General features: G+C 58.0%; 27 protein-coding genes. 19 read left to right on the top strand and 8 right to left on the bottom strand.

The window, feature by feature from the left end:
- Positions 1-48 precede the first annotated feature (48 nt).
- Positions 49-1173 (top strand): PilT/PilU family type 4a pilus ATPase, encoded by a 1125-nt coding sequence (locus AC2D8U_RS09925; protein WP_484618877.1) that lies wholly within the window; start codon positions 49-51, stop codon positions 1171-1173.
- 48 nt (positions 1174-1221) lie between these two features.
- Here the strand turns inward: AC2D8U_RS09925 and AC2D8U_RS09920 are convergent, their stop codons facing one another.
- Complete coding sequence (locus AC2D8U_RS09920; RefSeq protein ID WP_484618876.1) at positions 1222-2121, bottom strand: 1,4-dihydroxy-2-naphthoyl-CoA synthase; 900 nt, start codon at positions 2119-2121, stop codon at positions 1222-1224.
- A gap of 121 nt (positions 2122-2242) precedes the next feature.
- Entirely contained in the window at positions 2243-2647 is a 405-nt protein-coding gene (locus AC2D8U_RS09915) for a (deoxy)nucleoside triphosphate pyrophosphohydrolase (protein ID WP_484618875.1), read from the bottom strand.
- A gap of 168 nt (positions 2648-2815) precedes the next feature.
- Between AC2D8U_RS09915 and AC2D8U_RS09910 the strand changes: the two genes are divergently transcribed.
- Positions 2816-3025 carry a dodecin gene (locus AC2D8U_RS09910; protein ID WP_484618874.1) on the top strand — a complete coding sequence of 70 codons (210 nt, stop codon included), beginning with the start codon at positions 2816-2818 and terminating at the stop codon, positions 3023-3025.
- 3 nt (positions 3026-3028) lie between these two features.
- Here the strand turns inward: AC2D8U_RS09910 and queG are convergent, their stop codons facing one another.
- Both queG and AC2D8U_RS09900 read right to left on the bottom strand, forming a co-directional pair.
- A complete protein-coding gene (gene queG, locus AC2D8U_RS09905) occupies positions 3029-4159 on the bottom strand; it encodes a tRNA epoxyqueuosine(34) reductase QueG (RefSeq protein WP_484618873.1) in 1131 nt (376 codons plus the stop codon).
- A 27-nt stretch (positions 4160-4186) separates the two neighbouring features.
- Positions 4187-5185: a DUF4097 family beta strand repeat-containing protein gene (locus AC2D8U_RS09900; protein ID WP_484618872.1), complete on the bottom strand. Its 999-nt coding sequence runs from the start codon at positions 5183-5185 to the stop codon at positions 4187-4189.
- Positions 5186-5372: 187 nt separating this feature from the next.
- On the opposite strand from AC2D8U_RS09900, the gene AC2D8U_RS09895 reads away from it, so the two are divergent.
- The 3 genes from AC2D8U_RS09895 to AC2D8U_RS09885 all read left to right on the top strand — a co-directional run bounded on the left by AC2D8U_RS09895 (position 5373) and on the right by AC2D8U_RS09885 (position 8420).
- Positions 5373-6746 carry an ATP-binding protein gene (locus AC2D8U_RS09895; RefSeq protein ID WP_484618871.1) on the top strand — a complete coding sequence of 458 codons (1374 nt, stop codon included), beginning with the start codon at positions 5373-5375 and terminating at the stop codon, positions 6744-6746.
- A gap of 80 nt (positions 6747-6826) precedes the next feature.
- Complete coding sequence (yfbR, locus tag AC2D8U_RS09890; RefSeq protein ID WP_484618870.1) at positions 6827-7462, top strand: 5'-deoxynucleotidase; 636 nt, start codon at positions 6827-6829, stop codon at positions 7460-7462.
- A 52-nt stretch (positions 7463-7514) separates the two neighbouring features.
- Positions 7515-8420 carry a hydrogen peroxide-inducible genes activator gene (locus AC2D8U_RS09885; protein ID WP_484618869.1) on the top strand — a complete coding sequence of 302 codons (906 nt, stop codon included), beginning with the start codon at positions 7515-7517 and terminating at the stop codon, positions 8418-8420.
- Here the strand turns inward: AC2D8U_RS09885 and AC2D8U_RS09880 are convergent.
- Positions 8368-9411 carry an adenylate/guanylate cyclase domain-containing protein gene (locus tag AC2D8U_RS09880; protein WP_484618999.1) on the bottom strand — a complete coding sequence of 348 codons (1044 nt, stop codon included), beginning with the start codon at positions 9409-9411 and terminating at the stop codon, positions 8368-8370. The two genes, AC2D8U_RS09885 and AC2D8U_RS09880, sit on opposite strands and share 53 nt — an antisense overlap.
- Before the next feature lie 187 nt (positions 9412-9598).
- On the bottom strand, positions 9599-10267 hold the full coding sequence (mutH, locus tag AC2D8U_RS09875; protein WP_484618868.1) for a DNA mismatch repair endonuclease MutH: 669 nt from the start codon (positions 10265-10267) through the stop codon (positions 9599-9601).
- Between the two features lie 623 nt (positions 10268-10890).
- Between mutH and rppH the strand changes: the two genes are divergently transcribed.
- The 3 genes from rppH to lgt all read left to right on the top strand — a co-directional run bounded on the left by rppH (position 10891) and on the right by lgt (position 14556).
- A complete protein-coding gene (gene rppH / locus AC2D8U_RS09870; RefSeq protein WP_484618867.1) occupies positions 10891-11430 on the top strand; it encodes an RNA pyrophosphohydrolase in 540 nt (179 codons plus the stop codon).
- Positions 11427-13670, top strand: coding sequence for a phosphoenolpyruvate--protein phosphotransferase (gene ptsP / locus AC2D8U_RS09865; protein ID WP_484618866.1), 2244 nt, complete (start codon positions 11427-11429; stop codon positions 13668-13670). Before rppH ends, ptsP begins: the two co-directional genes overlap by 4 nt.
- Positions 13671-13761: 91 nt before the next feature.
- On the top strand, positions 13762-14556 hold the full coding sequence (gene lgt / locus AC2D8U_RS09860; protein WP_484618865.1) for a prolipoprotein diacylglyceryl transferase: 795 nt from the start codon (positions 13762-13764) through the stop codon (positions 14554-14556).
- Between the two features lie 72 nt (positions 14557-14628).
- Here the strand turns inward: lgt and AC2D8U_RS09855 are convergent, their stop codons facing one another.
- A complete protein-coding gene (locus tag AC2D8U_RS09855) occupies positions 14629-15480 on the bottom strand; it encodes a thymidylate synthase (protein ID WP_484618864.1) in 852 nt (283 codons plus the stop codon).
- Between the two features lie 442 nt (positions 15481-15922).
- On the opposite strand from AC2D8U_RS09855, the gene nhaA reads away from it, so the two are divergent.
- The 6 genes from nhaA (at position 15923) to AC2D8U_RS09825 (ending at position 20404) form a co-directional block, all read left to right on the top strand.
- Positions 15923-17092 carry a Na+/H+ antiporter NhaA gene (gene nhaA, locus AC2D8U_RS09850; RefSeq protein ID WP_484618863.1) on the top strand — a complete coding sequence of 390 codons (1170 nt, stop codon included), beginning with the start codon at positions 15923-15925 and terminating at the stop codon, positions 17090-17092.
- Between the two features lie 21 nt (positions 17093-17113).
- Positions 17114-17491 carry a hypothetical protein gene (locus tag AC2D8U_RS09845; RefSeq protein ID WP_484618862.1) on the top strand — a complete coding sequence of 126 codons (378 nt, stop codon included), beginning with the start codon at positions 17114-17116 and terminating at the stop codon, positions 17489-17491.
- A 17-nt stretch (positions 17492-17508) separates the two neighbouring features.
- Positions 17509-18420, top strand: coding sequence for a transcriptional activator NhaR (gene nhaR / locus AC2D8U_RS09840; RefSeq protein ID WP_484618861.1), 912 nt, complete (start codon positions 17509-17511; stop codon positions 18418-18420).
- Between the two features lie 66 nt (positions 18421-18486).
- The gene (locus AC2D8U_RS09835) at positions 18487-19680 is read left to right on the top strand and encodes a Bcr/CflA family multidrug efflux MFS transporter (protein ID WP_484618860.1); all 1194 of its coding nucleotides are present in this window, start codon (positions 18487-18489) and stop codon (positions 19678-19680) included.
- Between the two features lie 33 nt (positions 19681-19713).
- The gene (locus AC2D8U_RS09830) at positions 19714-19995 is read left to right on the top strand and encodes an FAD assembly factor SdhE (RefSeq protein ID WP_484618859.1); all 282 of its coding nucleotides are present in this window, start codon (positions 19714-19716) and stop codon (positions 19993-19995) included.
- Positions 19973-20404, top strand: coding sequence for a protein YgfX (locus AC2D8U_RS09825; RefSeq protein ID WP_484618858.1), 432 nt, complete (start codon positions 19973-19975; stop codon positions 20402-20404). Before AC2D8U_RS09830 ends, AC2D8U_RS09825 begins: the two co-directional genes overlap by 23 nt.
- Here AC2D8U_RS09825 and nadB read toward each other — a convergent pair.
- Positions 20391-22001, bottom strand: a complete 1611-nt coding sequence (gene nadB, locus AC2D8U_RS09820) for an L-aspartate oxidase (RefSeq protein WP_484618857.1) — start codon at positions 21999-22001, stop codon at positions 20391-20393. The two genes, AC2D8U_RS09825 and nadB, sit on opposite strands and share 14 nt — an antisense overlap.
- Before the next feature lie 195 nt (positions 22002-22196).
- On the opposite strand from nadB, the gene rpoE reads away from it, so the two are divergent.
- The 5 genes from rpoE to lepA all read left to right on the top strand — a co-directional run bounded on the left by rpoE (position 22197) and on the right by lepA (position 26730).
- Complete coding sequence (gene rpoE / locus AC2D8U_RS09815; protein WP_484618856.1) at positions 22197-22775, top strand: RNA polymerase sigma factor RpoE; 579 nt, start codon at positions 22197-22199, stop codon at positions 22773-22775.
- Positions 22776-23384 (top strand): sigma-E factor negative regulatory protein, encoded by a 609-nt coding sequence (locus AC2D8U_RS09810; RefSeq protein WP_484618855.1) that lies wholly within the window; start codon positions 22776-22778, stop codon positions 23382-23384.
- A 6-nt stretch (positions 23385-23390) separates the two neighbouring features.
- Positions 23391-24332 (top strand): MucB/RseB C-terminal domain-containing protein, encoded by a 942-nt coding sequence (locus tag AC2D8U_RS09805; RefSeq protein ID WP_484618854.1) that lies wholly within the window; start codon positions 23391-23393, stop codon positions 24330-24332.
- A gap of 12 nt (positions 24333-24344) precedes the next feature.
- Complete coding sequence (locus AC2D8U_RS09800) at positions 24345-24782, top strand: SoxR reducing system RseC family protein (RefSeq protein ID WP_484618853.1); 438 nt, start codon at positions 24345-24347, stop codon at positions 24780-24782.
- A 154-nt stretch (positions 24783-24936) separates the two neighbouring features.
- A complete protein-coding gene (lepA, locus tag AC2D8U_RS09795; RefSeq protein WP_484618852.1) occupies positions 24937-26730 on the top strand; it encodes a translation elongation factor 4 in 1794 nt (597 codons plus the stop codon).

The raw sequence follows: 26730 nt of genomic DNA, 5'->3' as shown, positions 1-26730 counted from the left end.
TCCGCTGGTGGACAGACTGAAGGGACCACAGGGGGTGAGGAGAGCGCCATGGAGTTTGAAGCGATGCTGGCCTGGCTGGCCAATGAGGACGGTTCGGATCTGTACCTGACGGTCGGGGCGCCGCCCACGGCCAAGGTGCAGGGGCGACTGGTTCGGCTGACACAGATCCCGATGGATGCGGCGGCCCTGGCGCAGATCGCCAATGAGGTGATGGACGCCGAACAGCGCGAAGGGTTTGAGCGGGATCTTGAGATGAATCTGGCGATCAGCCTGGAAGGGGTTGGGCGCTTTCGCATCAATCTCTTTCGCCAGCGCAATGTCGTGGGGATTGTGGCGCGGAACATTAAGACCGAGATCCCGCGCTTCGAGGATCTTGGCCTGCCCGAGGTGCTCAAAGAGGTGATCATGACCCAGCGGGGCCTGGTGTTGTTTATCGGTGCGACCGGTTCGGGGAAGTCCACGTCCCTGGCTTCCCTGATTGATCACCGCAACCGTCACAGCGAGGGGCACATCATCACCATTGAGGATCCGGTGGAGTATGTGCACCAGCATCAGGGCTGTTTGATCAACCAGCGAGAGGTGGGGGTTGATACCCGGAGCTTCCATGCGGCGTTGAAGAACACCCTGAGACAGGCCCCGGATGTGATCCTGATTGGGGAGATCCGGGATCGGGAGACCATGGAGCATGCCTTGGCGTTTGCCGAAACGGGCCACCTGGCGATCTCCACCCTGCATGCCAATAATGCCAACCAGGCGCTGGATCGGATCATCAATTTCTTCCCTGAGGACCGCCGACATCAGTTGCTGAATGATCTGGGCAACAACCTCAAGGCATTCGTATCCCAGCGATTGGTGCCGACCCAGGATGGTAAACGCTGTGCGGCGGTGGAGATCCTGCTGGGCACGCTGACGGTCAGGGATCGGATCAAACGTGGCGAGACGGGGGAGCTTAAGGCATTGATGGAGAAGTCCAGGGAGCTGGGAATGCAGACTTTTGATTCGGCGCTGGAGTCCCTGGCTCGGGCCGGTCGGATCAGCGAGCAGACGGCGTTGAAGTACGCGGATTCGGCCACCAATGTGAAGCTGGCCTTAAAGCTGGCGGATGATGGTGTGGCCAGGGGACAGCATGATGGCTTGTCGTTGACGCCTTTGTCCGACTCCGAACCTTACTGAGTGCAAAAGTGAAACAGCCCGCCGTTTGGCGGGCTGTCTGGTCACTACTCAGTAGTGCCAGGGGAAGTCGGAGAAGTCCTGATCGCGCTTCTCCAGGAAGGCATCCCGTCCCTCCTGGGCTTCCGCCGTACCGTAGGCCAGGCGGGTGGCTTCCCCGGCGAACAGTTGCTGCCCCACCAGGCCGTCGTCCGGCAGGTTGAAACCGTATTTGAGCATCCGCATGGCGGTGGGGGATTTGCTGTTGATCTCCGCTGCCCAGCGCAGGGCCTCGGTTTCCAGTTCGGCGTGGGGCACCACCTTGTTGACCATGCCCATCTCATAGGCTTCCTGGGCGGAATAGTTAAAGCCACAGAAGAAGATCTCGCGGGCGCGCTTTTGTCCCACCATCTTGGCCAGGTAGGCGGATCCATAGCCGGAGTCGAAGGAGGCCACATCGGGATCCGTCTGTTTGAAGATGGCATGTTCCTTGGAGGCCAGGGACATGTCGCAGATCACATGCAGGCTGTGGCCACCGCCGACCGCCCAGCCCGGCACCAGGGCGATCACCACCTTGGGCATAAAGCGGATCAGGCGCTGCACTTCGAGAATGTGCAGTCGGCCCATACGAGCGACATCGGCCTGCCCCTGTTCACCTTCGTACTTGTAGCCATCCTTGCCACGGATCCGTTGATCCCCGCCCGCCGAGAAGGACCATTGGCCCTTCTTGGAAGGTCCGTTTCCTGTGATCAGGACACAGCCAACATCGGACCATTGACGGGCGTGATCCAGCGCCGTATACAGTTCGTCGACGGTTTTGGGGCGGAAGGAGTTGAGGCAGTCCGGGCGGTCGAAGGCGATGCGCACCGTGCCCTGATCTTTGGCTCGGTGGTAGGTAATATCCTCGAAGTCAAAACCGGGGACTGTGTCCCAAAGTTCTGGGTTGAAGGGATCGGACGCGGTCTGAGTCATGGGGCCTCTGCTGATGATTAGGGTATGGCGCAAGGCTAGGTAGTTGTGACGCCATCGTCAATCCCTTCCCCGCCGATGTTGGGGTCCGATCCCTTTCCGGTGAGTCGCTCGGGCCGCCAGATCAGGTTAACCCTTGGATCAGGGCATCAAGCAGGGGCAGGTCAGCGGGCGCCAGGGTGGTGCGGTCTACTTTGCATGGCTCCTGCCACGTAAAGGTGTCATGACTGCCTGTGAGCCGGATTGTCTGAGGGATCCAGTGGCACAGGTAGCCATGCAGATGCACGGTTTTTCCGCTTTGGCCCTCGCCATAGTGATGCCGACTGGTTGCCAGGTGCCGGCCGACACTGATCTCGATACTGAGCTCTTCGCGGATCTCGCGGATCAGCGCCTGCTCCGCCTGTTCGCCGGACTCGATCTTTCCTCCTGGAAATTCCCAGAGACCCCCTTGGCTCGTGTCGGGGTGGCGGCGAGCGATCAGTACCCGGTTGTTATCCAGCAGCACGGCGGCCGCGACATCTAGGATCATACTTTTTCCTTTGGTTTCATTCTAATCGCTAGGCACTGGAGCCACAGGGACGGCGCCTTTTTCTCAGGAACGGCGCCTTTTTCTCAGGAGCGGCGGATGACCGAGTGTGGCTGACCCGACCCGCCGCAGTGCGCTGGCTATACTGTGAGCTTGCTATTGGAGAACACCATGTCCCATACCTACAAGAAGATCGAGCTGACCGGCTCCTCCACCCTCAGCTCTGATGACGCCATCAATAACGCCATTGCCACCGCGCACCGAACGTTGAACCACCTGCGCTGGTTTGAGGTGGTCGAGACTCGGGGCCATATAGAGGATGGCAAAGTGGCTCACTGGCAGGTGACCATCAAGGTCGGATTTACCCTTAACCCCTCATAGGTTTCAAGCATCCCGAGGCAGACCCTTTTCCACGATGCGGATCAGCCGCTGCTGGCGTCTGTCCGGGCTTGCCTGGGATCCCTGCTGACGGGCCAGCGCCCAGTGGATATGCTCATCCACCATGGCATCGACCCGACCCAGGCCGGTTGTGAGGGCGGCGATGATGGCCTCACTGCTGGGAGCATTGCCCAGTGCGACCGCCAGGTTACGCTGCCATCGACGATAGCCAATTCGGCGAATGGGAGAGCCTTCCATCTGTTTCAGGAAGGTCGCTTCGTCCCATTGCCACAGGGTCAATAGCTTGGGGTGTTGCAGGGCAGGGCGGATCTGGAGATCGCTTTCGCCGGAGAGGGGCGCCGAGCGGTTCCAGGGGCACACCAGCTGGCAGTCGTCACAACCATAGATCCGGTTTCCCAGCTCCGGGCGCAAAGCCTCAGGGATCGGGCCATCGGATTCTATGGTCAGGTAGGAGATGCAGCGCCGGGCGTCCACCACATAGGGGGCTACGATCGCGCGGGTCGGACAGGCGGTGATGCAGGCACTACAGCTGCCGCAGTCTCCCTGGTTTGGTTGATCGATCGGCAGTGGCAGGTTGACCAGGAGTTCTCCCAGGAAGAACCAGCTTCCCGCTTTGCGGTTGAGCAGCAGTGAGTGTTTGCCGATCCAGCCCAGGCCCGCGTTTCGGGCCAGCGGCCGTTCCAGCAGTGGGGCGGAATCGACGAAGGGGCGGAAATCGCAATCCGCCACCTCCTGGCGGATCCACTCGCCCAGCTTCTTGAGCCGGTTGCGCATCAGCTTGTGGTAGTCACGGCCCCCGGCGTAACGAGAGATATAGCCGAGCTCCCCAGCCTTGAGCGTCTGGGCAAAACCGGCGCCGGCAGGAAGATAATCCAGGGCGACGGTGATCACCCTGAGGGTGCCTGGATACAGTTGGCCTGGGTCGGTCCGCATGGCCACATTACGGGCCATATAGTCCATGTCGCCGTGAAATTGTTGGTCGAGCCAGGCCTGCAGCCGTGGGCGTTCGGCCTCGAGATCCAGATCGGCGATGCCGACGGCACCAAACCCCATTTCGCTGGCTTGTTGTTTGAGCCGGGCAGCGAAGCTTACCCAGTCTGTGTGTATAGCGTTCATGGGCGCAAGGGTAGCATGGAGTTTGGCTCAAGGCTCCAGTGACAGGCTCCCAGTGACTGTTCTTAGGAGGATCTGTCCCTTGCCGGGCTGTTGCAGGGAGTGCCCTCCGCTGTACTGATTTTGCCTGGGAGAGGTGGATGTCCAGCGGTTGTGGATCCGGCCTCCTGAGCCGGTTTGGAGATCCATTGCATAGCCCGTATGCCGACGATGGCTCAGCCTAATGTCGCCACTGACGGTTTCTGCCATCAGGCTGAGCTCGGCGCCACTGGTTTGCCAGCCTAGATCGAGATCACCACTGACGGTGTGCAGCGTGACAGCATCGAGCCGGAGCAGTTTGGCGTCTACCGTGCCGGACAGGGTGTCCAGCTCCAGAGCCCCACCACTTTGCCGAACCCTAAGGCCGCCGCTAACACTGCGTAAGTGAAACTGCCCCTGGCTGTCGTTCAGTTCGATATTGCCACTGATGCTTTGCGCCCACAGCGTACCCTGGACGGCGCTGAATCGTTGTGCGCCGCTGGTGGTGCTTAAGCGGAACTCTCCTTCACTGTCGCTGAGAGCTATTTCACCACTGACGGTGTCGCCTTCCATCTGAGTCAGGCCTCGCGCCAGGATCTCTGTGCTGCTCCCTTCGACCCAAACCTTTGCGGTTCGTGGCAGGATCAGGGTAAAGCGGCTGGTTGTCGTGGCATCCTGGTGGCGATTCCAATAGGGAGGCAAAACAACCTTGAGCAGGATCTGGGCTTCTTGACGCTCGAACTGGAACTCGATGGCGGCTTGATCCAGTGTGCCGCTTAGGCGCAACTGTGAGTCATCACTCCCCTGGAGCAGGAGCTGTCCCCGGGGCAGTTCGATCCGGATCGGCAGGTTATCGCTCCACTCCAGGGTGCGTTCCAAGGGCTGAGCGGCCAGGGGTTGGCTGAGCAGAGACAGCAGTAGGATGCGTCGGGCGATCTGTCCCGCGGTCCTAAACCAGTTCATGGGCCCAAACGTGGGGCTGGTGATGGTACGCGGGGCTGGCTTCAACATGTTTCCCTCTCGCTGGTGGAGCTGGGGCCGTCGAAATGAGTGTAACGGCCCTGTGCAAGGTTCGAAACCCCAAGGAAATGTGCCTTTGGGAACATTGAGTCAAGAAAAGGTGATCGGTCTCTCTGGTCCGTTTCGAGAATGGCTGGCAAACTGACCTGATTTTTCGCATTTCCCAGGGCGGTAGGCAATGAAGTCGATGCGCATGCAGCTTTTTGTTTTGCTTATGTTACTGATGTTGCTCTGTAGTGCGGGCGGGCTAGGGCTTGCCTACCGGAATGGCATTGATGGCATGGCGCAGGTGCTGGATAGCACGATCGCTCAGCGCAGCCAGAGCCTGCTGGCGGTCATGGAGAGTTTCCAGTCGGAAATGGCGGATGAGCAGATGCTAAAGAGTGCGCTCACGACATTTGGCCAGCAGGGGGATGTGGGGCGCTATGGTTGGCGTTTTCAAGGCAGTCAATCGCTCCAGCCAGTGGTTGTGCTGGGGCAGGTCTGGCTCAAGGGGGAGTGTTTGCTGGCCAACAGCCAGGACGATTGTACTCCGATGACGATGTTGCAAAGTGGATTTGGCGAGCAATGGATCGACGATACACTTTGGCGCACCTTTACGGTTTATGCGGTCTCCCACGATGTTTGGCTTCAGTTGGCCTATCCTGCGGAGCTGCCCTCTGAACTAACCTGGGCGAAACTGATTGACCCTGGCTATGGCCTGGTGGGACTTCTTCTGCTGATTCTGCTGGCGGGGGTGGGGGCGTTTGTCGGAACGCGTCCGCTTGGTCGGTTTGCGGATCTGATGCATCAAGGTGCGGCCCTGAGCAAAAGTCAGAGGGGAGCGCTGCCTCAAGAACTGGAGCGGGTTTACCGGGCGCACCAATCCCAACTGGCTCACTATCAGGGCAAACGAGAGCGGGAACTGGAGCGCAGTCGAGAGACCATCGACAAGGTGATGGAGCAGTTGGAACAACTGGATGTGGCCTTGCAGGAGGGAGAGCTTGGTCGGATCCGGGCCGGTTACCTGATCAGCAAGAGTCGCCGTCAACTGCAGCACCGTCACTTGTTGATTGAGCTTGAAAACGACGGCGTTCCCCAACTGCCGAGCCTGCCTCTGGAGCCAGAGCTGCTCCGTTGTGTGCAGAGGTTGCAGCCCTTGGCGGCTAAGCGAGGGGTGCTCCTGGAGCATCAGGAGCAGGGCTACCCCTGCCAGATCACTCTGCCGCCTATTGTCCTTGAAGTGCTGCTCGATTCCCTGTTGGAATACATGATCCGGAAGAGCCCTCGCCGTGGTCGCGTCGTGCTCAGCCTTCACTGTGCTGGTACGCATGCCCGTCTGTGTTTTGCCGAGCAGGGCGAATTTAACTTGGGACAGACCGGCTTGGGGGCAAGCTGGGGGTACGGCAAGGCTCAGGACAGTGGCATTGCCCTGGTGGAGCGGATAGTGCGCCATTATGGATTTTCCCTGCAGCGTGGCCAAAGCTTGACCCTGGGAGGCACTAAGTTGCAGTTGCGGCTCCCCTTGACCCAGAGCTGTCCCCCCCCAGAGAACCGCGAGCAGGCACTCTAAACAAGCGGGGATCACTGGCCAGCTTCCAGGTCCGTGATAGGCTAAGGAAAGGCCTGTTGTCGAGATCTCAGGAGGAGAGGATGCAGCCTGTCTTTTTTGCTTTATTATCCCGCATGCAGAACGTTCATCGCTGGGGCAAGTCCAATCCGACCCGGGCCGAGAATGTGGCGGAGCACAGCTTTCAGGTGGCCTTGTTTGCTCACGCCCTGGGGGTGATCCGCAATCGAGTCTTTGTCGAACTGCCCCCACTGGATGAAAATCGCCTGGCCGTTGCGGCCCTGTTTCATGATGCGCCCGAGGTGCTGACTGAGGATGTGAACTCCGGGGTTAAGTACTCGGCACCCCGAATGCTGGAGCTGTGCCGGGAGATGGAAGCGATCGCCTCTGATTTGATGCTGGGTACGATCCCCGCCGCTCTCCGGCCCAGCTATGAACCCTTGATCGGTCATGAAGAGGATGAACTGGCGCGCTTCGTCAAGGCGGCGGACCTTCTGTCGGCTTACACCAAGGCGTTGTCGGAGCTGCGCGCCGGCAATACGGAGTTTGAGGGGACGGAACGTAAGGTGCTGGCCGCACTCCAACCATACATTGATACTTTGCCCGAGGTGGCCTGGTTCATGGCCCAGTTTGTTCCGGCGTTTCACATGACCATTGATGACCTGGTGGAGGCGGCATTCGAAAAAAACAAGATCTGTGACCGGGATCGGGACGGCTGAAGCCATAATGTGAGATAAACGCATAAACTCAGCAATACTAATCGGATTTTCTATGAATAAGCTTCCGAGCCTGAAGAACTTGTATTACCTGGTGCAGTTGCAGCGGGAGCAGAACTTCAACCGTGCCGCCAAGGCCTGTCACGTCAGTCAATCGACACTCTCTTCCGGGATCCAGAATCTCGAGGAGCAACTCGGAGGGCAGCTGATCGAACGGGATCACAAGTCGTTTATGTTTACCGCCTTGGGGGAAGAGGTTGTAGGGCGTGCGCGCCATCTGCTGGCAGAAGTTCAGGAGATGACCGATCTGGCCCGAAGTGCCGGTGAGCCGATGGCGGGAACCATTCGCCTGGGCTGTATTCCGACGATTGCCCCGTTCCTGCTGAATCGAGTGGTTAAGGAAACTTCGGCGCAGTTTCCGGGCTTGAGTCTGTTACTGCGCGAGGACACGACAGAGAATCTGATGGCGGCCCTGGGCAGTGGCGAGCTGGATCTGCTGCTGCTGGCATTGCCGGTGGACACCAGTGGGTTTCACAGCATGTCGGTGGGGATCGATCCCTTCAAGATGGTGGCGCACAGGGATCAACCGGTGGAATCGACCATCGAGTACGAGACCATGCCCGATGAAAGCATCTTCCTGTTGCAGCGTGAGCACTGCATTACCGGCCATGCGATCAGTGCTTGTTCGATGAAGAATACCAACAAAATTAACCCTTTTGCGGCGACCAGCCTGCACACCTTGGTGCAGATGGTGGACTCCAAGCTGGGCACCACCTTCCTGCCGATGATGGCAATCGATGCGGGGATCCTCAATGGTACCGAACTGCAGGTGTACCAACCGCCGGGTGAGGCACCCTATCGGGAGATCGGCTTAGTCTGGCGCCAGACCTCGAGTCGTCTTCGTACCTTTAGGACCTTGGGACAGATGATCCAATCTCTGCTGCCAGCGAAGGAGGGGTAACCGCATAGACATCGATCTCGTGCTGCTTTCCTTTGAGCCGCATGGGGCCGATGGCCTCCAGTTGGTACTGGCTCTGCGCGTTGAGTCGGGCCTGGATCTGGCCGGAGAGCAGGAGGTTTTTCTTCAGCGGGCCACACTGGTCCTGCAGTCGGGCCAGGGTGTTGAGTACGTCGGAGAAGTAACTGATCTCCTGTTTGTTGACCCCAACCACGGCGGCCATCACTTTGCCGCCGTGTACGGCCCCCTTGAAGCGGGGCAGAAAGCCGTACTGCTCCTGGAAGTAGTGACGGTTCCAGTAGAGCATCTGGACAAACTCGTGATAGAGGTTGAGGGGACGCTCCATGTCCTGGGCGGGATTGATCTTCCAGCTGATCATGACGGCGTCGCCGATGTAGCGGTAGATCTCTCCCCTTTGCTGCTGCACGCAGCGTGACAGCAGATCGAAGCAATCCTGTACTAACCGGCTAAACCGATAATCGCCCAGTGCCTCCGCGTGGGCGGTAGAGCCGACCATATCGAGAAACAGGAAGACTCTGTGCTCCTGACGAGGGCGGTGATATTTCCCCAGTCCCATATTGATGAGGTTGCGTTGGCCGACCAGCAGGACCATCTGTTCCAGGAACGCCAGGCAGAGGCGTACCCACACTAGGTAAAGCACCAGAGACTGGGTGGAGGGGCTATTGAGCAGGCTCTGGGTGAGTTGGTTGTACTCCAGATCAAGATGAGGCGCAGGGGTCCAGGTATTGATCCACAAAGTAATTTTTATTAGCAACAGGGCCCCGATCAGCAGGAATAAGCCTTTGAAGGTGACGATCACCATGTAGCTCATGCGCCGGATCGGACTGGTGGCGCTGATCAGGTTGGAGAGCCAGTGCAGGCAACCCAAGATTGTGCCTAGGTACAGGCTCAGGGTCACCATGTCCGCACCCGTGGCCACCCAGGTGGTACTGCCGGGATTTTGGGCGTAGCGGAAGGAGACGAAGACACCCATGGCCAGGGTCCAAGCGACCACGGCGAAGGCGAATTTTCTTAGTTCATGACCTGCTTGCAAGATGGGCTACTGCTGTGTTGCTCTGATTGAGTGGAAAGATGCTGGACTCTCGTCGCGGATTCTAATCAATTGACGGGGAATCATCCAGTGATCAATGCCGCCAATGGGGGAAAAAAGCCGATCTGGATCAAAGATAGTGACGTTGCAAAATGGCACGAGTGAACCGACTGCGTAGATAGAAGCCTCGAGGGCGGGTTTGGAATCGGCCGCCATCAGGACCAATTCCCTCGGTAAGGACCTGACGATTGGCGGCTTTGGGGCGCAGTTGCAGCACTTCGCCCTGATGGGCCGTGACCTGTTCAACCTGTCCCAGCACGATCTGTTCGGTTAGCTCCTCCCAGTCTCGTTGTAGCTGCTGGCGTTCTTGATCATCCGGTTGCCACAGCAGGGGCATGCCGATCTGACGTTGTGCCAGGGGAATGGCGCGGTCTCCCTGGATCGGGATCCAAAGTACTTGGGAGAGTTTGTGGTAGACCACGGAGTCCTGCCAGCGCAGGCCATGTAATCCAGTCAGGGGGCAGACGCAGATGAAGGTGGATTCCAAAGGGGCACCTTTATTGTCCACCGGGATGGTCTTTAGCTCCACGCCCAACTCGGGAAAGTCCGGCTCCGGACGGGAGCCTGCAGTCGCGCCCAGCCAAAGTTCCAGTAATTGACCGGACCAACCCTTGTGGCGGCGGAGATCTTTGGGCGTTTCGATCCCCAGGCTTTGGGCCAGTTCACCCAGTTGCCAACCGGCAATCTGGTGCGCCCGGGCGAGGAGTTGGTCGATGGTTTGTGGGGGCGTGATCTGCATGGTGGGCATTATAGGGATGGGAGTGAGTGGACTCCAGTCGAGTTGGTGAAAATTTGCACAGATGGTTTTTTTATAATTATCAACAGTGCGGACTCTTTCTTATGTGCCTGTTTTTGGAGCACTTTTTATTGATCTGGCCGGTTGTTCTCTAAGAGTTGTTCACCGATGTTGTGCTTTTTCTTGGGATTATTCACAGTCTCATCCACAAGATATTGGGATAACTGGCATTAAGTGGTCAACATAGGGGATTGAATGGATAACTTATGGCCCACTTTTGCATGGATTGTGGATAAAGTTCGGCATCGATCCAGCTTCAATGGCGATTTTTCTGACGGGTCAAAAATACGACGATTTACTCTCTTTTCCTCGAGCTGGAATGTTGTTGGCGCCAAGTCATTGTTTTTGATGGTCATTTTTGTTGTTCAAAGATGCTTTTGGTGAGGAAAAATGGGAATAAACTGACGTGAGGGATTAATTAACAGGGTTATGCACCTGGTTATCCACAGAGTCGGTGGATATCTTCTGTTTATAACTTTGCCCGCAGCGGGTGCAGGACGGTGTTTGCTGCCGCTGGGGGTTTGTGGAACAATCCCAACAAGTTACGAATTTTACCGGATAAGCTTGTGATCGATAACGACGGCTTTCGGGCCAATGTCGGGATCATCATCTGTAACCGACAGGGGCAGGTTTTGTGGGCGCGCCGATACGGCCAACATTCCTGGCAGTTTCCCCAGGGCGGCGTGAATGAGGGTGAAAGCCCTGAACAGGCGCTCTATCGGGAACTGTATGAAGAGGTGGGCCTGAAGAAAGAGGATGTAAAGATCCTTGCCCGCAGTCGCTCCTGGTTGCGATACCGCTTGCCTAAACGCCTGATCCGTCAGGACAGCAAGCCGGTATGCATCGGTCAAAAACAGAAATGGTTCCTACTGCAGATCCAAAGTTCAGAGTCCCGAATCAATCTGGGAGCCACTGGACACCCAGAATTTGATGATTGGCGATGGGTTAGCTATTGGTATCCTGTGCGTCAGGTGGTCTCTTTTAAGCGAGAGGTCTACCGTAAGGTACTCAGTGAATTTGTCCCTACGGCTTTGTGGGGACAACCCCAGGCTCAAAAAGAGAGGCAAGAGGCGCCGCGCCATCGCCGTCGCCGTCGCAACCGATGATCCATACGCTGCGCCATATCGTCCAACGGGTCAGTCAGGCCTCCTCCGTCGAGTTGTCGATGGAGGAGGTCGTTCGTCTGACCAAAGGCGCACTGGAGGCGGATTGTTGTTCCTTATACCTGCAGGATGAACATGGCCTGGTGCTGTGTGCGACAGATGGTTTGTCCCCCGATGCCGTCGGGCGGGTCCGGCTTAAGATCGGAGAGGGGATTGTCGGGACCGTCGCTCAGCGAGAGGAGATCCTGAATCTGGCCGACGCCCCCAATCATCCCGCCTTTAAACGCCTCGCATTGGCCGAGGAAGACGATTTCCTCTCCTTCCTGGCTGTTCCCTTGAATCATCGACGCAATCTGGTCGGGGTACTGGTGGTCCAGCAACGTGTGGCTCGGCAGTTTAGTGAGGAGGAGGAATCCTTCGTGATCACCCTGGCCTCTCAGCTTGCCCCAGAGCTCAGGGAAAGGGCCCTGACCCGAACCTTTACCCAGAGACAAAAACACTTCCGGGCCCTGAGCGCTGCGCCGGGGATCGCCATCGCCAGTGCCTGCCTGGCGCGCCCCCGGGTTGCCCTGGATCAGCCCGCTCGACGCAGTGAGTTTGCCGAACGGGAGTGGCCAAGGTTGCAACAGGCGTTGCTCAGGACCGTGGATGAGCTTGAGGCCCTGTCGGCTCGGATGGATGAGGAGCTGGGGGAAGAGATCCTGCAGATCTTCGAGAGTTTCCAGATGCTGCTGTCGGATAAGACTCTGCAGGGGGCGCTGCAAAGGCGCTGTGAACGCGGATGGAGTGCCGAGACGGCGGTATGCAAGGTCGTTTTGGAAACCATCGGTCGATTCGAGGCGATGGAGGATGATTACCTTAAGGAGCGGGCCAGTGACATCCGGGATCTGGGACAGCGTGTCCTGGAGCAGTTGGCTCGGCCCGGCGGAACCGACCGTTACTGGGAAGCTCCGGTGATCCTGGTGGACCGGGAGATCACTGCCACCATGTTGGCGGAAGTGCCGCCCCAGTACCTGGCCGGGATCATCAGCTTGCGCGGCGGGGTTAACTCCCATGCGGCGATCCTGGCGCGGGCGATGGGGATCCCGGCGCTGGTGGCCGTCGATGGCGCTCGACTGGACCAACTCGACGGACAGCCGCTGCTGGTCGACGCCCTGGGCGGTCAGTTTTGGCTCGATCCCGAGCCTGGGCTGTTGGCCCGCTATCGACAGATCCAGCGTAACCGGGAGCGGCGACAGGCGGATCTGCAACAGGAGTTGGATCAGCCCTGTCGGAGCTTGGATGGTCAGACGGTGGCCCTGCAGCTCAATGCCGATCTTCACCCCGAGGAGGGGTTGTTGCAAAGCGAAGCGGTGGCAGGGATCGGCCTGTTGCGCACCGAAGCCCTGTTTATGTCCTTCAATCACTTTCCCACTGAGCAGCAGCAGGAGCGTTTCTATCGGCAGCTCCTGAGTCGGGCTAAGGGCAAGCCCGTGATGATCCGTACCCTGGATGTGGGCGGAGATAAACCCCTGCCTTATCTGCCCATCCGCGAGGACAATCCCTTTCTCGGGTGGCGTGGCGTGCGGCTCTCGTTGGATCATCCCGAGCTGTTTTTGTGCCAGCTGCGGGCCCTGCTTAAGGCCGATCTGGGGTTGGGGAATCTGCAGATCATGGTACCCATGGTTTCTCAATTGGATGAGATCCGTCAGTGTCGCCGCTTGCTGGACCAGGCGATACGCGAGCTGGGCGAGGAGCTGGGACAGGAGATCCGAACGCCGCCGCTGGGGATCATGGTGGAGGTGCCCGCCGCCGTCTTCCAATTGGGTCATTGGATGACGGAGTTGGATTTTGTTTCGGTTGGCAGCAATGACCTGACCCAATACCTGCTGGCCGTGGATCGCAATAATGGCCAGGTGGGTGAATTGTACGATCCTTTTCATCCTGCCGTACTGGGCGCACTGGACAGGGTGGCTCAGCAGTGCCCCAGCAGCCAGTTGGGTTTGTGTGGAGAATTGGCTTCCGAGGTCAGCGGGGCCTTGATGTTGCTGGCCCTGGGTTATCGTCGTCTCAGCATGAACAGCCACGCCCTGGGGGCGGTTCACTACCTGGTTCGGCACCTGGATCTGAGCCAACTTTCTTCCCTGAGAGAAGCCCTGCTCAACGCTGCCGATGGTCAGGCGGTGCGGACCCGGTTGCGAGAAGAGTTGGCACAGCCGCTTCTGGTCAAACTGCTGCCTTTCGTCGACCGTCCGACCAGATAGTGTCGTCATTGCTTCCTAGGCGTTGCTCGGGATCCCCGATCTCTCTATCCTAGGGACCTTAATTTATGTCGATTTTTGCTCAAGGCTCTGCATGTCTGAACCCTGGTTTCAATTTCCCCATATCGATCCTGTGATCATTGAACTTGGCCCACTGGCGCTGCGCTGGTACGGCATGATGTATCTGCTGGGCTTCCTGGCGGCCCTCTGGTTGCTCAATCGTCACGCCGACAAGCCCGGCTCGGGCTGGACCCGGGATCAGGTATCCGACCTGCTGTTCTATGGTTTCCTCGGGGTGGTCCTGGGGGGGCGTTTAGGATACGTCTTCTTCTATGGCTGGCAGTGGCTGGTACAAGACCCCCTCTACCTGTTCCGCATCACTGACGGTGGCATGTCGTTCCATGGGGGCTTACTTGGTGTGATCGTCGCCATGGGGTACATCGCCTGGCGGCAAAAGCGTACCTATTGGCAGGTAGCCGATCTGGTGGCGCCTGTGGTGCCAATCGGCTTGGGCCTGGGTCGGCTTGGCAACTTTATTAACGGTGAGCTCTGGGGGCGCACGACGGAGATGCCTTGGGGATTCGTGTTCCCGGGTGCCGGTCCTTTGCCCCGCCATCCCTCCCAGCTTTATGAGGGGTTCCTGGAAGGGGTCATCTTGTTTGCCGCCCTGTGGTGGTTTGCCAAGCGCACCGATAAACCTGGTGCGGTCGCGGGGCTGTTCCTGGTGGGATATGGGATCTCCCGTTTCATCGTCGAGTTCTTCCGTCAGCCCGATGCCCATATGAGTTTGTATCTGGGCATGACCATGGGCCAGTTGCTCACTGTGCCTATGCTGGTCTTCGGCGGCTACCTGATGCTTCGGCCAAAGGGCAAGGCGATCAAAGGTTAGCTGGACACCTGAGGGCCAGGCATTTAGGTGAAGAGAAGAGCCCGCGCATTGCGCGGGCTCTTTGGCTCTGTGTTAGACGGAAAAGGGATACTGGATAGGCTCGTGGTGCTGATACCCCTCAACCGCGAAATCATCCAGGGTGACCCAGGTCTCCAGATCTTCGAGGGAGCGGATCTCGGGATTGATGATGAGCCGGGGTGGAGCAAAGGGTTCGCGCCTTAGCTGCAGATCTCGCATCGGTTCCAGTTGGTCTTCGTAGATGTGGGCATTGACGATCTTATGGTAGGCCTTGCCGGGCTTGTGGCCGGTGATCTGGGCAACCAGTGCCAGCAGCGCATAGACCTGCACCATATTGAAATTCAGTCCTAGCGGCACGTCACAGGAGCGCTGGGTGCTGTTGAGGTACAGGGTGTCACCCAACAGAGAGAAGTGATGGCTGTACATGCAAGGGCGCAGGCAGCCCAGATGGAAGGCTCCCGGGTGGTAGAAAGTGAGGATCTCACCCCGGTTATCGATGCCATTGGACAGATCGTCGATGATCTGGCGGAGCAGATCGACACTGCCCCCATCCGGTTTGGGAAAGGAGCGACCCAGTGCGCCGTAGATCAAGCCCAGGTCATCTTCGCCTTTGCGCACCGGGTTGGCGAGCCAGTCGGCATTATCGTTGGCATTGGCATCCCAGGTCTTTGTGCCCAACTGACGGAAGTCGGCTGCGTTATCATAGCCGCGCAGATAACCGAGGATCTCGGCGATGGCGGAGCGCCAGAAGCTCTTTCGTGTCGTTACCAGGGGAAACTCCTGATTGCCGACATCGTAGGTCAGATCGGCGTTGATCACCGTCAGGCAGCGTTTTTGAGTACGCTTATTCTCCACCCATACGCCCTCGTCGACGATGCGTTGGCACAGATCCAGATACTGCCTCATCTTTTTACCTTCTCCTCTTTGCGATCGGCACATGGTATCAGCCTGGCCTTTGATTTCAATTGGCGGCCTTCTACGCAGAGGAGCTTGGGGCTTTGTAAACCTGTTGTTTCTGAGGATATTTGCTTGATGAAGAGGCAGGTTGCCAGCCAGAACCTTTCTCAACAGAGCGAGAAAACTGCCCACTTGGGAAAAAGAGAGAGCTGGCTGTGTTTGTGGGTTGGAAAATGATGGTGGTAATGGCATCGTATTCTGGCCCGTGAACCGTGAGTTACAAATGCGTGTGTTTTTATTGGGTTAGATGAAGAATCTCTTTCCGTTAGAGGAATTACAAAGCGTGATCTTTCCCTCAATTCGGAAAAACCGAGTAATGTTTGAGATAGAAACGATTTTCTAAGTGGTATGTCTCTGACTACACTCCTCCTGTTATTCCTTGGAGAAGTGTATGAAACACGCAATTAAGAATTTCCTGAGCCAGGAGTCGTCTGGCGGGATCTTGCTGATGATCGCCGTGGCCTTTGCCATGGTGTTGGCGAACTCGCCACTGGATGGCCTGTATGATGCGTTCCTGAATACGCCGGTTCAAGTGCGGATTGGTGCGCTGGATATCGACAAAACAGCACTACTGTGGATCAACGATCTGCTGATGGCCTTCTTCTTCTTGCTGATCGGTCTGGAAGTGAAGCGTGAGCTCCTGCAAGGTGCCTTGTCCAGCAAAGACAAAGCGGCGCTGCCGACCTTTGCTGCCATTGGCGGCATGGTGGCTCCAGCCGCTATCTACTTTGCCCTGAACATGTCCGATCCAATCGCGGCCAATGGCTGGGCGATCCCGGCAGCAACCGATATCGCGTTTGCCCTGGGTGTTCTGGCCCTGCTGGGAAGCCGGGTTCCGGCTGCGCTGAAGATCTTCCTGCTGGCCCTGGCCATCATCGACGACCTGCTGGCAATCCTGATCATTGCCGTGTTCTACAGCGATTCTCTCTCTGCGGCCAGCCTGGCTGTCGCGGCAGCGTCTGTGGTGGCCCTGACCATGCTCAACCGTCGTGGTGTGCGTGATCTGGCTCCATACATGTTGATCGGCCTGGTATTGTGGGTAGCCGTACTCAAGTCCGGTGTGCACGCGACCTTGGCGGGTGTGGTATTGGCCTTCACCATTCCGTTGAAGAAAGATGAGCACGGCCACTGTCCGAGCGAGCACCTGGAGCATGCCCTGCATCCGTGGAGCTCCTTCGTGATCTTGCCGATCTTCGCCTTTGCCAATGCCGGGGTCAGCCTGTCTGGGATGTCTCTGAGTGATCTGACTGCCGCTCTGCCGCTGGGTATTGCCCTGGGCCTGCTGATCGGTAAGCCGGTCGGGATCATGGGCTTCTCCTGGATTGCGATCAAACTTAAGATTGCTTCCCTGCCGGAAGGTATGGACTGGAAAGGTTTGTTCGGTGTGTCCATGCTGTGTGCTATTGGCTTCACCATGGCCATGTTCATCGCTTCCCTGTCCTTCCCGGTCGATGCGACGGCATACAATGATCTGGCGCGTCTGGGGATCCTGATGGGCTCTGCTCTGGCAGCAGTCATCGGTTACTTCTTCCTGAAGGCGAGTCTGCCGGAACCGAAGTAAGACAAAAAGTTGTGAGGGATTATGAGTAAAGCAATTGGATTGCTGTTGATGCTGGCGACGCTGTCGCCAGCATGGGCGAATGACATCAACCTGGCCCAGTGTGCCGATGAACCTCGAGGAGTCGCTTGTATGAGCTACCTGGAGGGGATCATCGATGGGGCGTTGGCCATGGGCAGGCTGAATCATCCTGCCCCCCTGGCTACGGAAACCCTGTCTGAGCGTGCCTTGAAGTATCGGGGGGGACGCCGTTTTGAGCAGGCTCACAGAGCCTACTGCGAGCAGAGTTTGCCGCAGCGTGATCAGATGGTGCTGGCGATGAACGAACTCTTGGTCAAGGGGCTGATCAGCACCCAGGCCGAGTTACAGCAGGCACTGGCCGAGTTGATGTATTGCCGTTAAGGCGATTGGAATGAACAATGGCTCATTTAAACTATAACCATCTGTATTATTTCTGGATGGTCCGCAAAAAAGGGTCGGTTGCGAAAGCAGCTGAGGCCCTTTTTTTGACTCCGCAAACCGTGACGGGCCAGATCCGTCAGCTCGAACAACGCCTTGGGGGCAAGTTGTTCAAGCGCCAGGGACGCCAACTGGTCACCTCAGAGTTGGGGGAGCTGGTGTTTCGCTATGCCGACAAGATGTACAGCCTTTCCTATGAAATGCTGGATCTGCTTAATTACAATCAGGACAGTTCGATCCTGTTTGAAGTGGGCACCTCAGATGCCTTGTCCAAGTCCTTGGCCAGCAGGCTTCTGCTCTCCGTAGTACCCGACGATGGGTCCATCCACCTCAACTGTTTCGAGTCCAGCGATCAGGACCTGATCGAGCGCCTGTCTCAGCATAAGCTGGATATTGTGCTCTCAGGCAGTGATTCTGAATCCCTCAAATACCCGGAGATCCTGAGTAAAAAGCTGGGGCAGTGTGGGATCAGCTTCGTCGCGAGCGAAGCACTGGAAGGGGATTTTCCGGCCAACTTGTCCGATGCCAAACTTCTGATCCCACATCGTAAAACCGCCTTGGGTCAGCAGCTGCTGCGCTGGTTTGATGAGATTGGCTTGGCGCCCAACATCATGGGTGAGTTCGACGATGCGGCGATGATGAAAGCCTTTGCCCATCTGAGCAAGGGCGTATTTGTGGTCCCCACCCTGTACCGAGAAGAGATCCTGGGCCGGGGTTTTGTCCTGATCGGCCAGACCGAGGAGGTGCAGGAGGAGTACCATGTGATGTTCGCCGAACGCATGATCCAGCATCCGGCGGTGCGGCGAATGTTGGACTCGGATTTCTCTCCCTTCTTCTCCGGTGGCGAGGCCGAGCGGATCGCCCAGGAATGATTAGGGCTTGCACAACCTGAGGTTACGGGAGATCCTAAGGCTCATTGTTTCCCTTTGAGCCGTACCGTGTCCCGTCCCTCCTACTCCCTTCTGATCGCCCTGCTCGGGGCTTTGGCTGGCTTGACCCCGTTGGCCATCGACATGTATTTGCCAGCGATCCCCGCGCTGGCGGAGAGCTTTGCCGTGCCGGTTGAGCGCGTGCAGCTAAGTGTCAGCGTTTACCTGCTGGGGTTTGCCTTCGGTCAGCTATTCTACGGTCCGATGACCGACAGTATAGGCAGGATCCCTATCCTGCTGTTTGGCATGGGGTTATTTTCCCTGGGCAGCCTGGGTTGCGCCCTGGCCCAAGATCTTGATCAATTACTGATCTTTAGGACTTTACAGGCCCTGGGGGGGGCCGGTGGCTCAGTAGTGTTAATGGGCATGATGAGGGATCTGTTTGCCGGCGACGAATTTGCCCGGGCGGTCAGTTTTACCATGTTGGTGATGGCCCTGGCGCCCTTGGCGGCGCCTTTGTTGGGCGGTTACCTGTTGCTGGTGCTCGGCTGGCGCAGCTTGTTCTTTTTGCTGGCGATCCTGGGGGTGGTCTTGATGCTGGTGCTCTGGTATCGGATCGGTGAAACTCTGGCGCCGGAAGGGCGGCCGCCGTTGGGGGTGCGCAGTGCATTGCAAGGGTATGGGCAGATCCTCAGCCATCGGCACTGTATGGGGTATTTGCTGGTGGGGATCTTCTCCTCCTGTGCCCTGTTCTCTTTTGTCACCGGCGCTTCGTTTGTCTACATCGAATATTTCGGTGTGGCGCCGCAAAACTTCGGCTACCTCTTTGGCCTGAACGTCTTGACCATGATGGTGGTGACCAGCCTTAACGCCCGTTATGTTGCCCGTCTCGGCTCGCAGCGCATGCTGCAGCTGGGGCTCTCTCTGTCCGGTGCCGGTGCCCTGCTGCTGCTGGGACTGCACCTGGCGGGCATCGATACCCTGGCCGCCATTGTGCTGCCGGTGATGATGATCTTTGGCCCCATTGGCCTGATCTCGGCCAACTCGACCGGATTGGCGCTGGAACAGCTTCCGCGGATCAGTGGCTCCGTCGCTGCGCTGGGGGGCTGCATGCGCTTTGCCGGTGGAGCGTTGGCTGGCGTGGCGATCAGCCTGGGTCACAGCGGCACGCCCCTGCCGCTGGTACTCTCCATGACGATCTTTGCCTTAAGCTCGGGTGGGATCTATCTGTGGGCACGTCGTGATAGACTCGGGAGCAGATAAGCGATCGGCAACGATCCCCCAAGGAGAATAAAGATGACAACAGGGCAAAATGCGGCCGTTAAGCGATTAAAGTGGGCATGTCGACGAGGCATGCTGGAGTTGGATGTATTGCTTGAACCCTTTGTCGAGCACGATTATTCATCCCTATCGGTAGCGCAACAACAGACCTTCGAGCGCCTGCTCAGCTGTGACGACCCCGAGCTGTTTGCCTGGTTTATGGGGCACGAATCCTGTGCGGACCCGGCACTGGCCGAGATGGTGGCCAGGATCTTGGCTGCCAACATTGAGCGCAATGTCCGAACTTCTAACCGATAGTTTTCATCCCGCGCCATCCCATCTTGCCCGAGCCCTCATCGTCTCGGGCTTGCTCTCTCTGTTGCTGACCCTGTTCATCTGGCCGCAGCCCCTGTCTTTGGGCTGGCAATTGCTGCGTTGGGGCTTAGCGTTTGCCTTGGTGTATCAAGTGATTCAAAGCCGTGATCTGGTTGAGCGTCCCGCCTTTGTGCTGGACGGGGAGGGGCGGGGCTATTGGCTGTCCAGCGGCAAGCATTTTGAGCTGGATGGGCGCAGTCGGCTGCTGCCCGGTATCGTGCTTATGTCTGTGCGTTGTGATGGCGACAGGCTCTGGCACTGGTGTTTTGCCGACAGCTTTGATGAGGCCCACTGGCGCCGGCTGTGCCGCCATATTTTGGCGGCACAGCGGCAGCGGCTTAACGGGGAGTGAGGATGGTGGGTTTGGGATCCGCTAGGGAGTGAGGATGATCCAGGGTGTAGTGTAGGCCTCGGCTCTCTTTACGTGCCATGGCGCTTCGAATGATCAATTCGGCGACCTGAACCAGATTGCGCAGCTCCAGCAGGTCATTGCTGATCTTGAAGTCGGCATAGTACTGGTGGATCTCCGCCTTGAGCATCTCGACCCGGCGCAGTGCGCGTTGCAGCCGTTTATCGGTGCGAACAATTCCCACGTAGTCCCACATAAACAGGCGTAATTCATGCCAGTTGTGGCTGATCACCACCTGTTCATCGGAGTCGATCACTTGGCTGTCATCCCAGGCTGGCAGAGGCGGAACGCTCGGGCGTTGGTGGGTATCGAGCAGACGCAGGATCTGGTGTGCCGCCGACCGGGCAAACACCAGACACTCCAACAGAGAGTTACTGGCCATGCGATTGGCGCCATGCAGGCCTGTGTAGGCAACCTCACCAATGGCATACAGGCCGGGCAGGTCGGTACACCCGTTCAGATCTGTGATCACGCCACCACAGGTATAGTGGGCGGCGGGCACGACAGGGATCGCTTCCGTGGTGATGTCTATCCCAAGGTCCAGGCAGCGCTCGTAGATGGTAGGGAAGTGTTTTTTGACAAAATCGGCCGGTTTGTGGCTGATGTCCAAATACATGCAGTCGGCCCCCAGGCGCTTCATCTCGTAATCGATGGCGCGGGCAACGACGTCTCGGGGAGCCAGTTCGGCCCGTTCATGGACCTCGGGCATAAAGCGACTGCCATCCGGGCGGCGCAGCAGGGCACCTTCGCCCCGCAGGGCTTCGGTCAGCAGGAAATTGCGTGCCTGGGGATGGTACAGACAGGTGGGATGAAACTGGTTGAACTCCATGTTGGCGACCCGGCAGCCAGCGCGCCAGGCCATGGCGATCCCATCTCCGGAGGCCACATCGGGATTGGAGGTGTATTGATACACCTTGGACGCGCCGCCTGTGGCCAGCACCACGTAGGGGGCCTGGACCATCTCGACCAGTTCTTTTTCTCGATTCCAGATGTAGGCACCTACGACCCGGTTTTCACCGGCCAGGCCGAGCTTGCAGCTGGTGATCAGATCCACCGCATTAAAGCGCTCGAGTACCTGAATGTTGGGATGGCTGCGAGCCTGCTGCTGCAGCGTTTGCTGCACCTCTTTGCCGGTTGCATCTGCCGCATGCAGGATCCGCCGGTGGCTGTGGCCCCCTTCGCGAGTCAGGTGGTAACGGCTCTGGCCATCGCTATCGGTTTCGGTGTCGAAGGCGGCGCCTTGGCGGATCAGCCACTCCAGCGCCGTACGGCCCTCCTGAGCGGTGAACTCCACGGCGCGGCGGTCACACAGTCCGGCACCGGCGATCAGGGTGTCTTCGACGTGGGAGTCGATGGTGTCCTGCTCGTCAAACACGGCGGCGATCCCGCCTTGGGCATAGTAAGTTGAGCCGTCTTTCAGCGTGCTCTTGGCGATCACTGTTACCTTGGCGTGGTTTGCGAGTTTCAGTGCCAGGGTTAGCCCGGCGGCACCACTGCCGATGACCAGTACGTCGGCACGGTGTTCAAGCCCTTGATCCATTCGATGTCATGCTTTTTTTTAATGGTTGGCGTATGGTACTCCTGAATCGTCCAAAGTCCCAATCCCCCCAGGGGATCCGAGTTTGTGCGGCAGATCATAATTTATTACGAACTTTTTTTGGTAACCGCAGTCTGAAGTAGTGCGCTTGATACGAGTGGACTAAAAATCAGTAAGTTAGTAGGAGAGCCCTCTCGAGTGAGTGAGTCGGTAAATGACCAACAACTGGTCGAGCGCGTTCAGCAGGGTGACAAGCAGGCGTTTAACCTTCTGGTGGTGAAATACCAGCACAAGGTGGCCAACCTGATCAGTCGCTATGTGAAGAACCCGGGCGATGTGGCTGATGTCGCCCAGGAGGCGTTTATTAAAGCCTACCGCTCTTTGCCGAATTTTCGTGGTGAGAGTGCGTTTTATACCTGGCTGTACCGCATCGCGGTGAATACCGCAAAGAACCATCTGGTGTCCATGGGGCGGCGTCCCCCGGCCAACGATGTGGATGCGGAGGAAGCGGAATTTTACGACGGTGCCGATGCACTGCGTGATGTGGCAACGCCAGAGCGTCAGGTGTTGTCTGATGAAATACGGCAGGCGGTGTTCGACACCATTGATAGTCTGCCGGAAGAATTGAAGGTGGCGATCACCCTTCGTGAGCTGGAAGGCTTGAGTTACGAAGAGATCGCAACCGTGATGGATTGCCCTGTGGGCACGGTCCGCTCCCGGATCTTTCGAGCCCGGGAAGCGATCGATAAGAAGATCCATCCACTGATGGAGCGCTGAATGGGCGCTGGGAAAGTGAAACGTAAGGTGATTATGGTGACTGAAAAACGCGAACAGGTTTCTGCGTGTGTCGATGGTCAGGAAGATCTGTTTGAGCAGATCGGCTCGGATCCCCAACTCCAGGCGCAGTGGCATCGCTACCACCTGATCGGTGATGCCATGCGAGGAGAGCTGCCAGCCAGTCTGGATCTGGGGATCGCCGATAAGGTGGCTAAAGCCCTGGAGGCCGAGCCCGTGGTTTTGGCCCCTCAAGCTGCTAAGCGCCGTTTTGCCGTACCGGCGAATCTGATGGCATGGAGCCAAAAGTTTGGTCAATACGCCATTGCCGCCGGTGTTGCCGCCATCGCCGTGGTGGGCGTACAGCAGTATGGTTCGCAGCAGGTGGTGGATAATCCGGTGCCGGTATTGCAGACGACACCGCTCCTTGGCGCGCCAACGCCGGTCAGCTATTCGGTACCCGGTATGGGGGTGCAACAGCAGCAGGAGCAACTCCAGGCAGAGCGGGAAGCCCATGAGCAGCAGCGCCGTGCCAATGCGTTTTTGCGTGACCATCTCCTGCAGCAGCGATTAAATGGTATCGTGGTGGACACAGCCACCGTACAGGATTAACCCATCTTGTTTCGACAACTCTTCCTGCTGGCCGCCCTGATCATGGCTCCCATGGTCCAGGCGGCCGAGCCCAGCACCGCACTGCCCTGGCTGCAGCGCATGGAGCGGGCCCTCAACGACACCCATTTCCAATTCTCCCTGGTGCAGATGCAGCGGGACCAGATCCGCGCTCTACGTTACCACCACGGGGTGATCGCCGGGCGTCAGGTGGCGCTGCTTGAGCACCTCAATGGACCCGTTAAGAGTGCCATTCGGATCGGTGACAAGGTCTCCTTTATCGAACACGATGTTCAGCCCTACAGCGTGCGCAGTGATCGGATCCCAGGCTTGTTTCCCGGGATCTTTGCCGGCGGGATCGCCTCATTGCAGCCCCATTATCGCTTTGTCGAGGGGGGGCGTAACCGTGTGGCGGGCCAGACGGCTCAGTTGATCCGCATCGTGCCTTCCGATCACTATCGTTTTCAGTACCGGGTCTGGCTTGATCTGAACACGGCCCTGCCCCTGAGGGTCGATATGCTGGATCCGGACAATAACCTGTTGGAGCAGTTGCTGGTGATCGAAGCCCATGGGTTTGATCAGCCGACGCCTCTGCTTGAGGAGTTGAGTGCCAGGCCTTGGCCGGAAGTGATGCAGGCCCCCCACCCGTCGCAGCCACAGCGCTGGCGTTTCGGCTGGTTGCCGGCAGGCTTCAAGGTAGCTCATTACGATCAGCATATGCTGCTGGGTCTCAATGAACCGGTCGAGTACATCTCAGTCAGTGATGGCCTGGCGGATTTCTCTGTCTATATTGGCCTGGTGGGCCGAGTACAGATGCCCAGCAATGTCACTGCCAACAACGGCCTTGCCCTGGCTTCGGCCATTCATGGTGAAGTGGAAGTGGTGGCCGTGGGTAAAATGCCAGTGGAAGCCTTGGCCAATGTGGCGGAAAATATCTACCCCGCCAAGTAGAGAGTCGATGCCATGATTGAAGCCATTGCCAGAGTCGAAGCCTGTCACGCCGGTGAGCTGGTCCTTAGCTGGACCAGTCAAAGTGCGTGTGGCCATTGTGAACAAGGCGATGATTGCGGCACCGGGATCCTGGCCAAGGCCCTGGCACCGAAAGAGAACCGTGTCACCCTGCCCTGTAACAAAAGCTACCCGACCGGCACCCAATTGCGGGTGGGGATCGCCGAGCAGGATCTGTTGCGGATCTCGGCCGCGGTCTATCTGCTGCCTTTGCTGTTGGGGATCCTGGCGGCATTGGCCGGAACCCGGCTGTTTGTTGATGAAGGGGGGGTGATCCTGGCGTCCCTGGCCGGCGGGATAGGCGGCTTCCTTCTGGCTCGCCGATGGGCCGCGCGCCAACCCCGGCCTTTGACTATCCTCGGTGAATTGGGCAAGCCGTTAGCGGGCGCATAGCCCGGCGGACAAAAATCCGCTAAAATCGCTCCCCTTATACCGATCGCACTCACCATGTGGTCTAAGCGCTGGTGTCGCCAAGATCCCCGGCCCTGGTCCCACATAGTGAGTACGATTGACGTTCACCTTTAGTTTTTGCGAAGTAGCGGCACCGATGAAGCACATCCGAAATTTTTCGATTATCGCCCACATTGACCACGGCAAGTCGACCCTGTCCGATCGTTTGATCCAGCATTGTGGCGGCCTCTCCGAGCGTGAGATGGAAGCCCAGGTCCTCGACTCCATGGATCTGGAGCGTGAGCGTGGTATCACCATCAAGGCCCAGAGTGTGACTCTGGACTACAAGGCCAAGGATGGTGAAACCTATCAACTGAACTTCATTGATACCCCGGGTCACGTGGACTTCAGCTATGAAGTGTCCCGCTCCCTGGCGTCCTGTGAGGGGGCTCTGCTGGTGGTGGACGCCGGTCAGGGCGTAGAAGCCCAGACCCTGGCCAACTGTTACACCGCCATTGAGATGGACCTGGAAGTCCTGCCGATCCTCAACAAGATCGATCTGCCCCAGGCGGATCCGGATCGCGTTGCCGAAGAGATTGAAGACATCGTCGGGATCGATGCCATGGAAGCGGTGCGCTGCTCCGCCAAGACAGGGATCGGTATCGAAGACGTGCTGGAGTGCATCGTCAAAGACATCCCGGCACCGGAAGGGGATCCGGATGCGCCGCTGCAGGCGTCCATCATCGACTCCTGGTTCGATAACTACCTGGGCGTCGTGTCTCTGGTTCGCATCAAAAACGGCAAGCTGAAGAAGAACGACAAGATCAAGATCATGTCCACCGGTCAGGTTTGGGGCGTGGATCGTCTGGGGATCTTCACCCCGAAGCAGGTCGACAAGACCGAACTGCTGTGCGGCGAGGTAGGCTGGGTGGTGTGCGGGATCAAGGAGATCCACGGTGCGCCAGTGGGCGATACCATCACTCACGCCAAGCACGGTGCCACCGAAGCCCTGCCGGGCTTCAAGAAGGTGAAGCCTCAGGTCTATGCCGGTCTGTTCCCCATCTCCTCGGAAGATTATGAAGCCTTCCGGGATGCCCTGGCCAAGCTGTCCCTCAACGACGCTTCCCTGTTCTACGAGCCGGAAACCTCCGCGGCATTGGGCTTTGGTTTCCGCTGTGGCTTCCTCGGGATGCTGCACATGGAGATCATCCAGGAGCGCCTGGAGCGCGAATACAATCTGGATCTGATCACCACCGCGCCGACCGTGATCTACAAGGTCACCAAGACCGACGGTGAAGTGGTGATGGTGGACAACCCCTCCGGCCTGCCAGCGATCAACAGCATTGAAACCATCGCCGAGCCGATCTGCGAAGCCAACATTCTGGTGCCGCAGGAATACCTGGGTAATGTGATCACCCTATGTGTCGAGAAGCGGGGGGTACAGAAGGACATGACCTACCACGGCAACCAGGTGGCGGTGAAGTATCATCTGCCTATGGCCGAGGTGGTGCTCGACTTCTTCGACCGCCTGAAATCCACCAGCCGTGGCTATGCCTCACTGGACTACAACTTTGTTCACTTCCAGGAAGAGGACATGGTGCGGGTGGATGTGCTGATCAACGGCGATCGGGTCGATGCCCTGGCGATGATCACCCACAAGGACAATGCCCAGTACCGCGGTCGCATGTTGGTGGAGAAGATGCGAGAGCTGATCCCCCGCCAGATGTTCGATATCGCCATCCAGGCGGCGATCGGCAACCATGTTATTGCTCGTAGCAACGTCAAGGCACTGCGTAAAGACGTGACCGCCAAATGTTATGGTGGTGACGTGAGCCGGAAGAAGAAGCTGTTGCAGAAGCAGAAAGAGGGTAAGAAGCGGATGAAGCAGGTGGGCAACGTGGAAGTTCCCCAGGAAGCCTTCTTGGCCATTTTGAAAGTCGGAGACAGTTAA

The organism is Ferrimonas sp. YIN67 (genome assembly GCF_057219095.1).
This window is presented reverse-complemented; position numbering and strand designations above follow the sequence as displayed.

Coding starts and splice junctions, on each gene's coding strand:
- nhaA (WP_484618863.1), top strand. CDS start 15,923: ATGAAACACGCAATTAAGAATTTCCTGAGCCAGGAGTCGTCTGGCGGG.
- yfbR (WP_484618870.1), top strand. CDS start 6,827: ATGCAGCCTGTCTTTTTTGCTTTATTATCCCGCATGCAGAACGTTCAT.
- nadB (WP_484618857.1), bottom strand. CDS start 22,001: ATGGATCAAGGGCTTGAACACCGTGCCGACGTACTGGTCATCGGCAGT.
- AC2D8U_RS09915 (WP_484618875.1), bottom strand. CDS start 2,647: ATGATCCTAGATGTCGCGGCCGCCGTGCTGCTGGATAACAACCGGGTA.
- AC2D8U_RS09885 (WP_484618869.1), top strand. CDS start 7,515: ATGAATAAGCTTCCGAGCCTGAAGAACTTGTATTACCTGGTGCAGTTG.
- nhaR (WP_484618861.1), top strand. CDS start 17,509: ATGGCTCATTTAAACTATAACCATCTGTATTATTTCTGGATGGTCCGC.
- AC2D8U_RS09830 (WP_484618859.1), top strand. CDS start 19,714: ATGACAACAGGGCAAAATGCGGCCGTTAAGCGATTAAAGTGGGCATGT.
- AC2D8U_RS09900 (WP_484618872.1), bottom strand. CDS start 5,185: ATGTTGAAGCCAGCCCCGCGTACCATCACCAGCCCCACGTTTGGGCCC.
- lgt (WP_484618865.1), top strand. CDS start 13,762: ATGTCTGAACCCTGGTTTCAATTTCCCCATATCGATCCTGTGATCATT.
- AC2D8U_RS09855 (WP_484618864.1), bottom strand. CDS start 15,480: ATGAGGCAGTATCTGGATCTGTGCCAACGCATCGTCGACGAGGGCGTA.
- AC2D8U_RS09895 (WP_484618871.1), top strand. CDS start 5,373: ATGAAGTCGATGCGCATGCAGCTTTTTGTTTTGCTTATGTTACTGATG.
- AC2D8U_RS09910 (WP_484618874.1), top strand. CDS start 2,816: ATGTCCCATACCTACAAGAAGATCGAGCTGACCGGCTCCTCCACCCTC.
- AC2D8U_RS09845 (WP_484618862.1), top strand. CDS start 17,114: ATGAGTAAAGCAATTGGATTGCTGTTGATGCTGGCGACGCTGTCGCCA.
- AC2D8U_RS09925 (WP_484618877.1), top strand. CDS start 49: ATGGAGTTTGAAGCGATGCTGGCCTGGCTGGCCAATGAGGACGGTTCG.
- mutH (WP_484618868.1), bottom strand. CDS start 10,267: ATGCAGATCACGCCCCCACAAACCATCGACCAACTCCTCGCCCGGGCG.
- lepA (WP_484618852.1), top strand. CDS start 24,937: ATGAAGCACATCCGAAATTTTTCGATTATCGCCCACATTGACCACGGC.
- queG (WP_484618873.1), bottom strand. CDS start 4,159: ATGAACGCTATACACACAGACTGGGTAAGCTTCGCTGCCCGGCTCAAA.
- AC2D8U_RS09920 (WP_484618876.1), bottom strand. CDS start 2,121: ATGACTCAGACCGCGTCCGATCCCTTCAACCCAGAACTTTGGGACACA.
- AC2D8U_RS09825 (WP_484618858.1), top strand. CDS start 19,973: ATGTCCGAACTTCTAACCGATAGTTTTCATCCCGCGCCATCCCATCTT.
- AC2D8U_RS09810 (WP_484618855.1), top strand. CDS start 22,776: ATGGGCGCTGGGAAAGTGAAACGTAAGGTGATTATGGTGACTGAAAAA.
- ptsP (WP_484618866.1), top strand. CDS start 11,427: ATGATCCATACGCTGCGCCATATCGTCCAACGGGTCAGTCAGGCCTCC.
- AC2D8U_RS09800 (WP_484618853.1), top strand. CDS start 24,345: ATGATTGAAGCCATTGCCAGAGTCGAAGCCTGTCACGCCGGTGAGCTG.
- AC2D8U_RS09880 (WP_484618999.1), bottom strand. CDS start 9,411: ATGGGTGTCTTCGTCTCCTTCCGCTACGCCCAAAATCCCGGCAGTACC.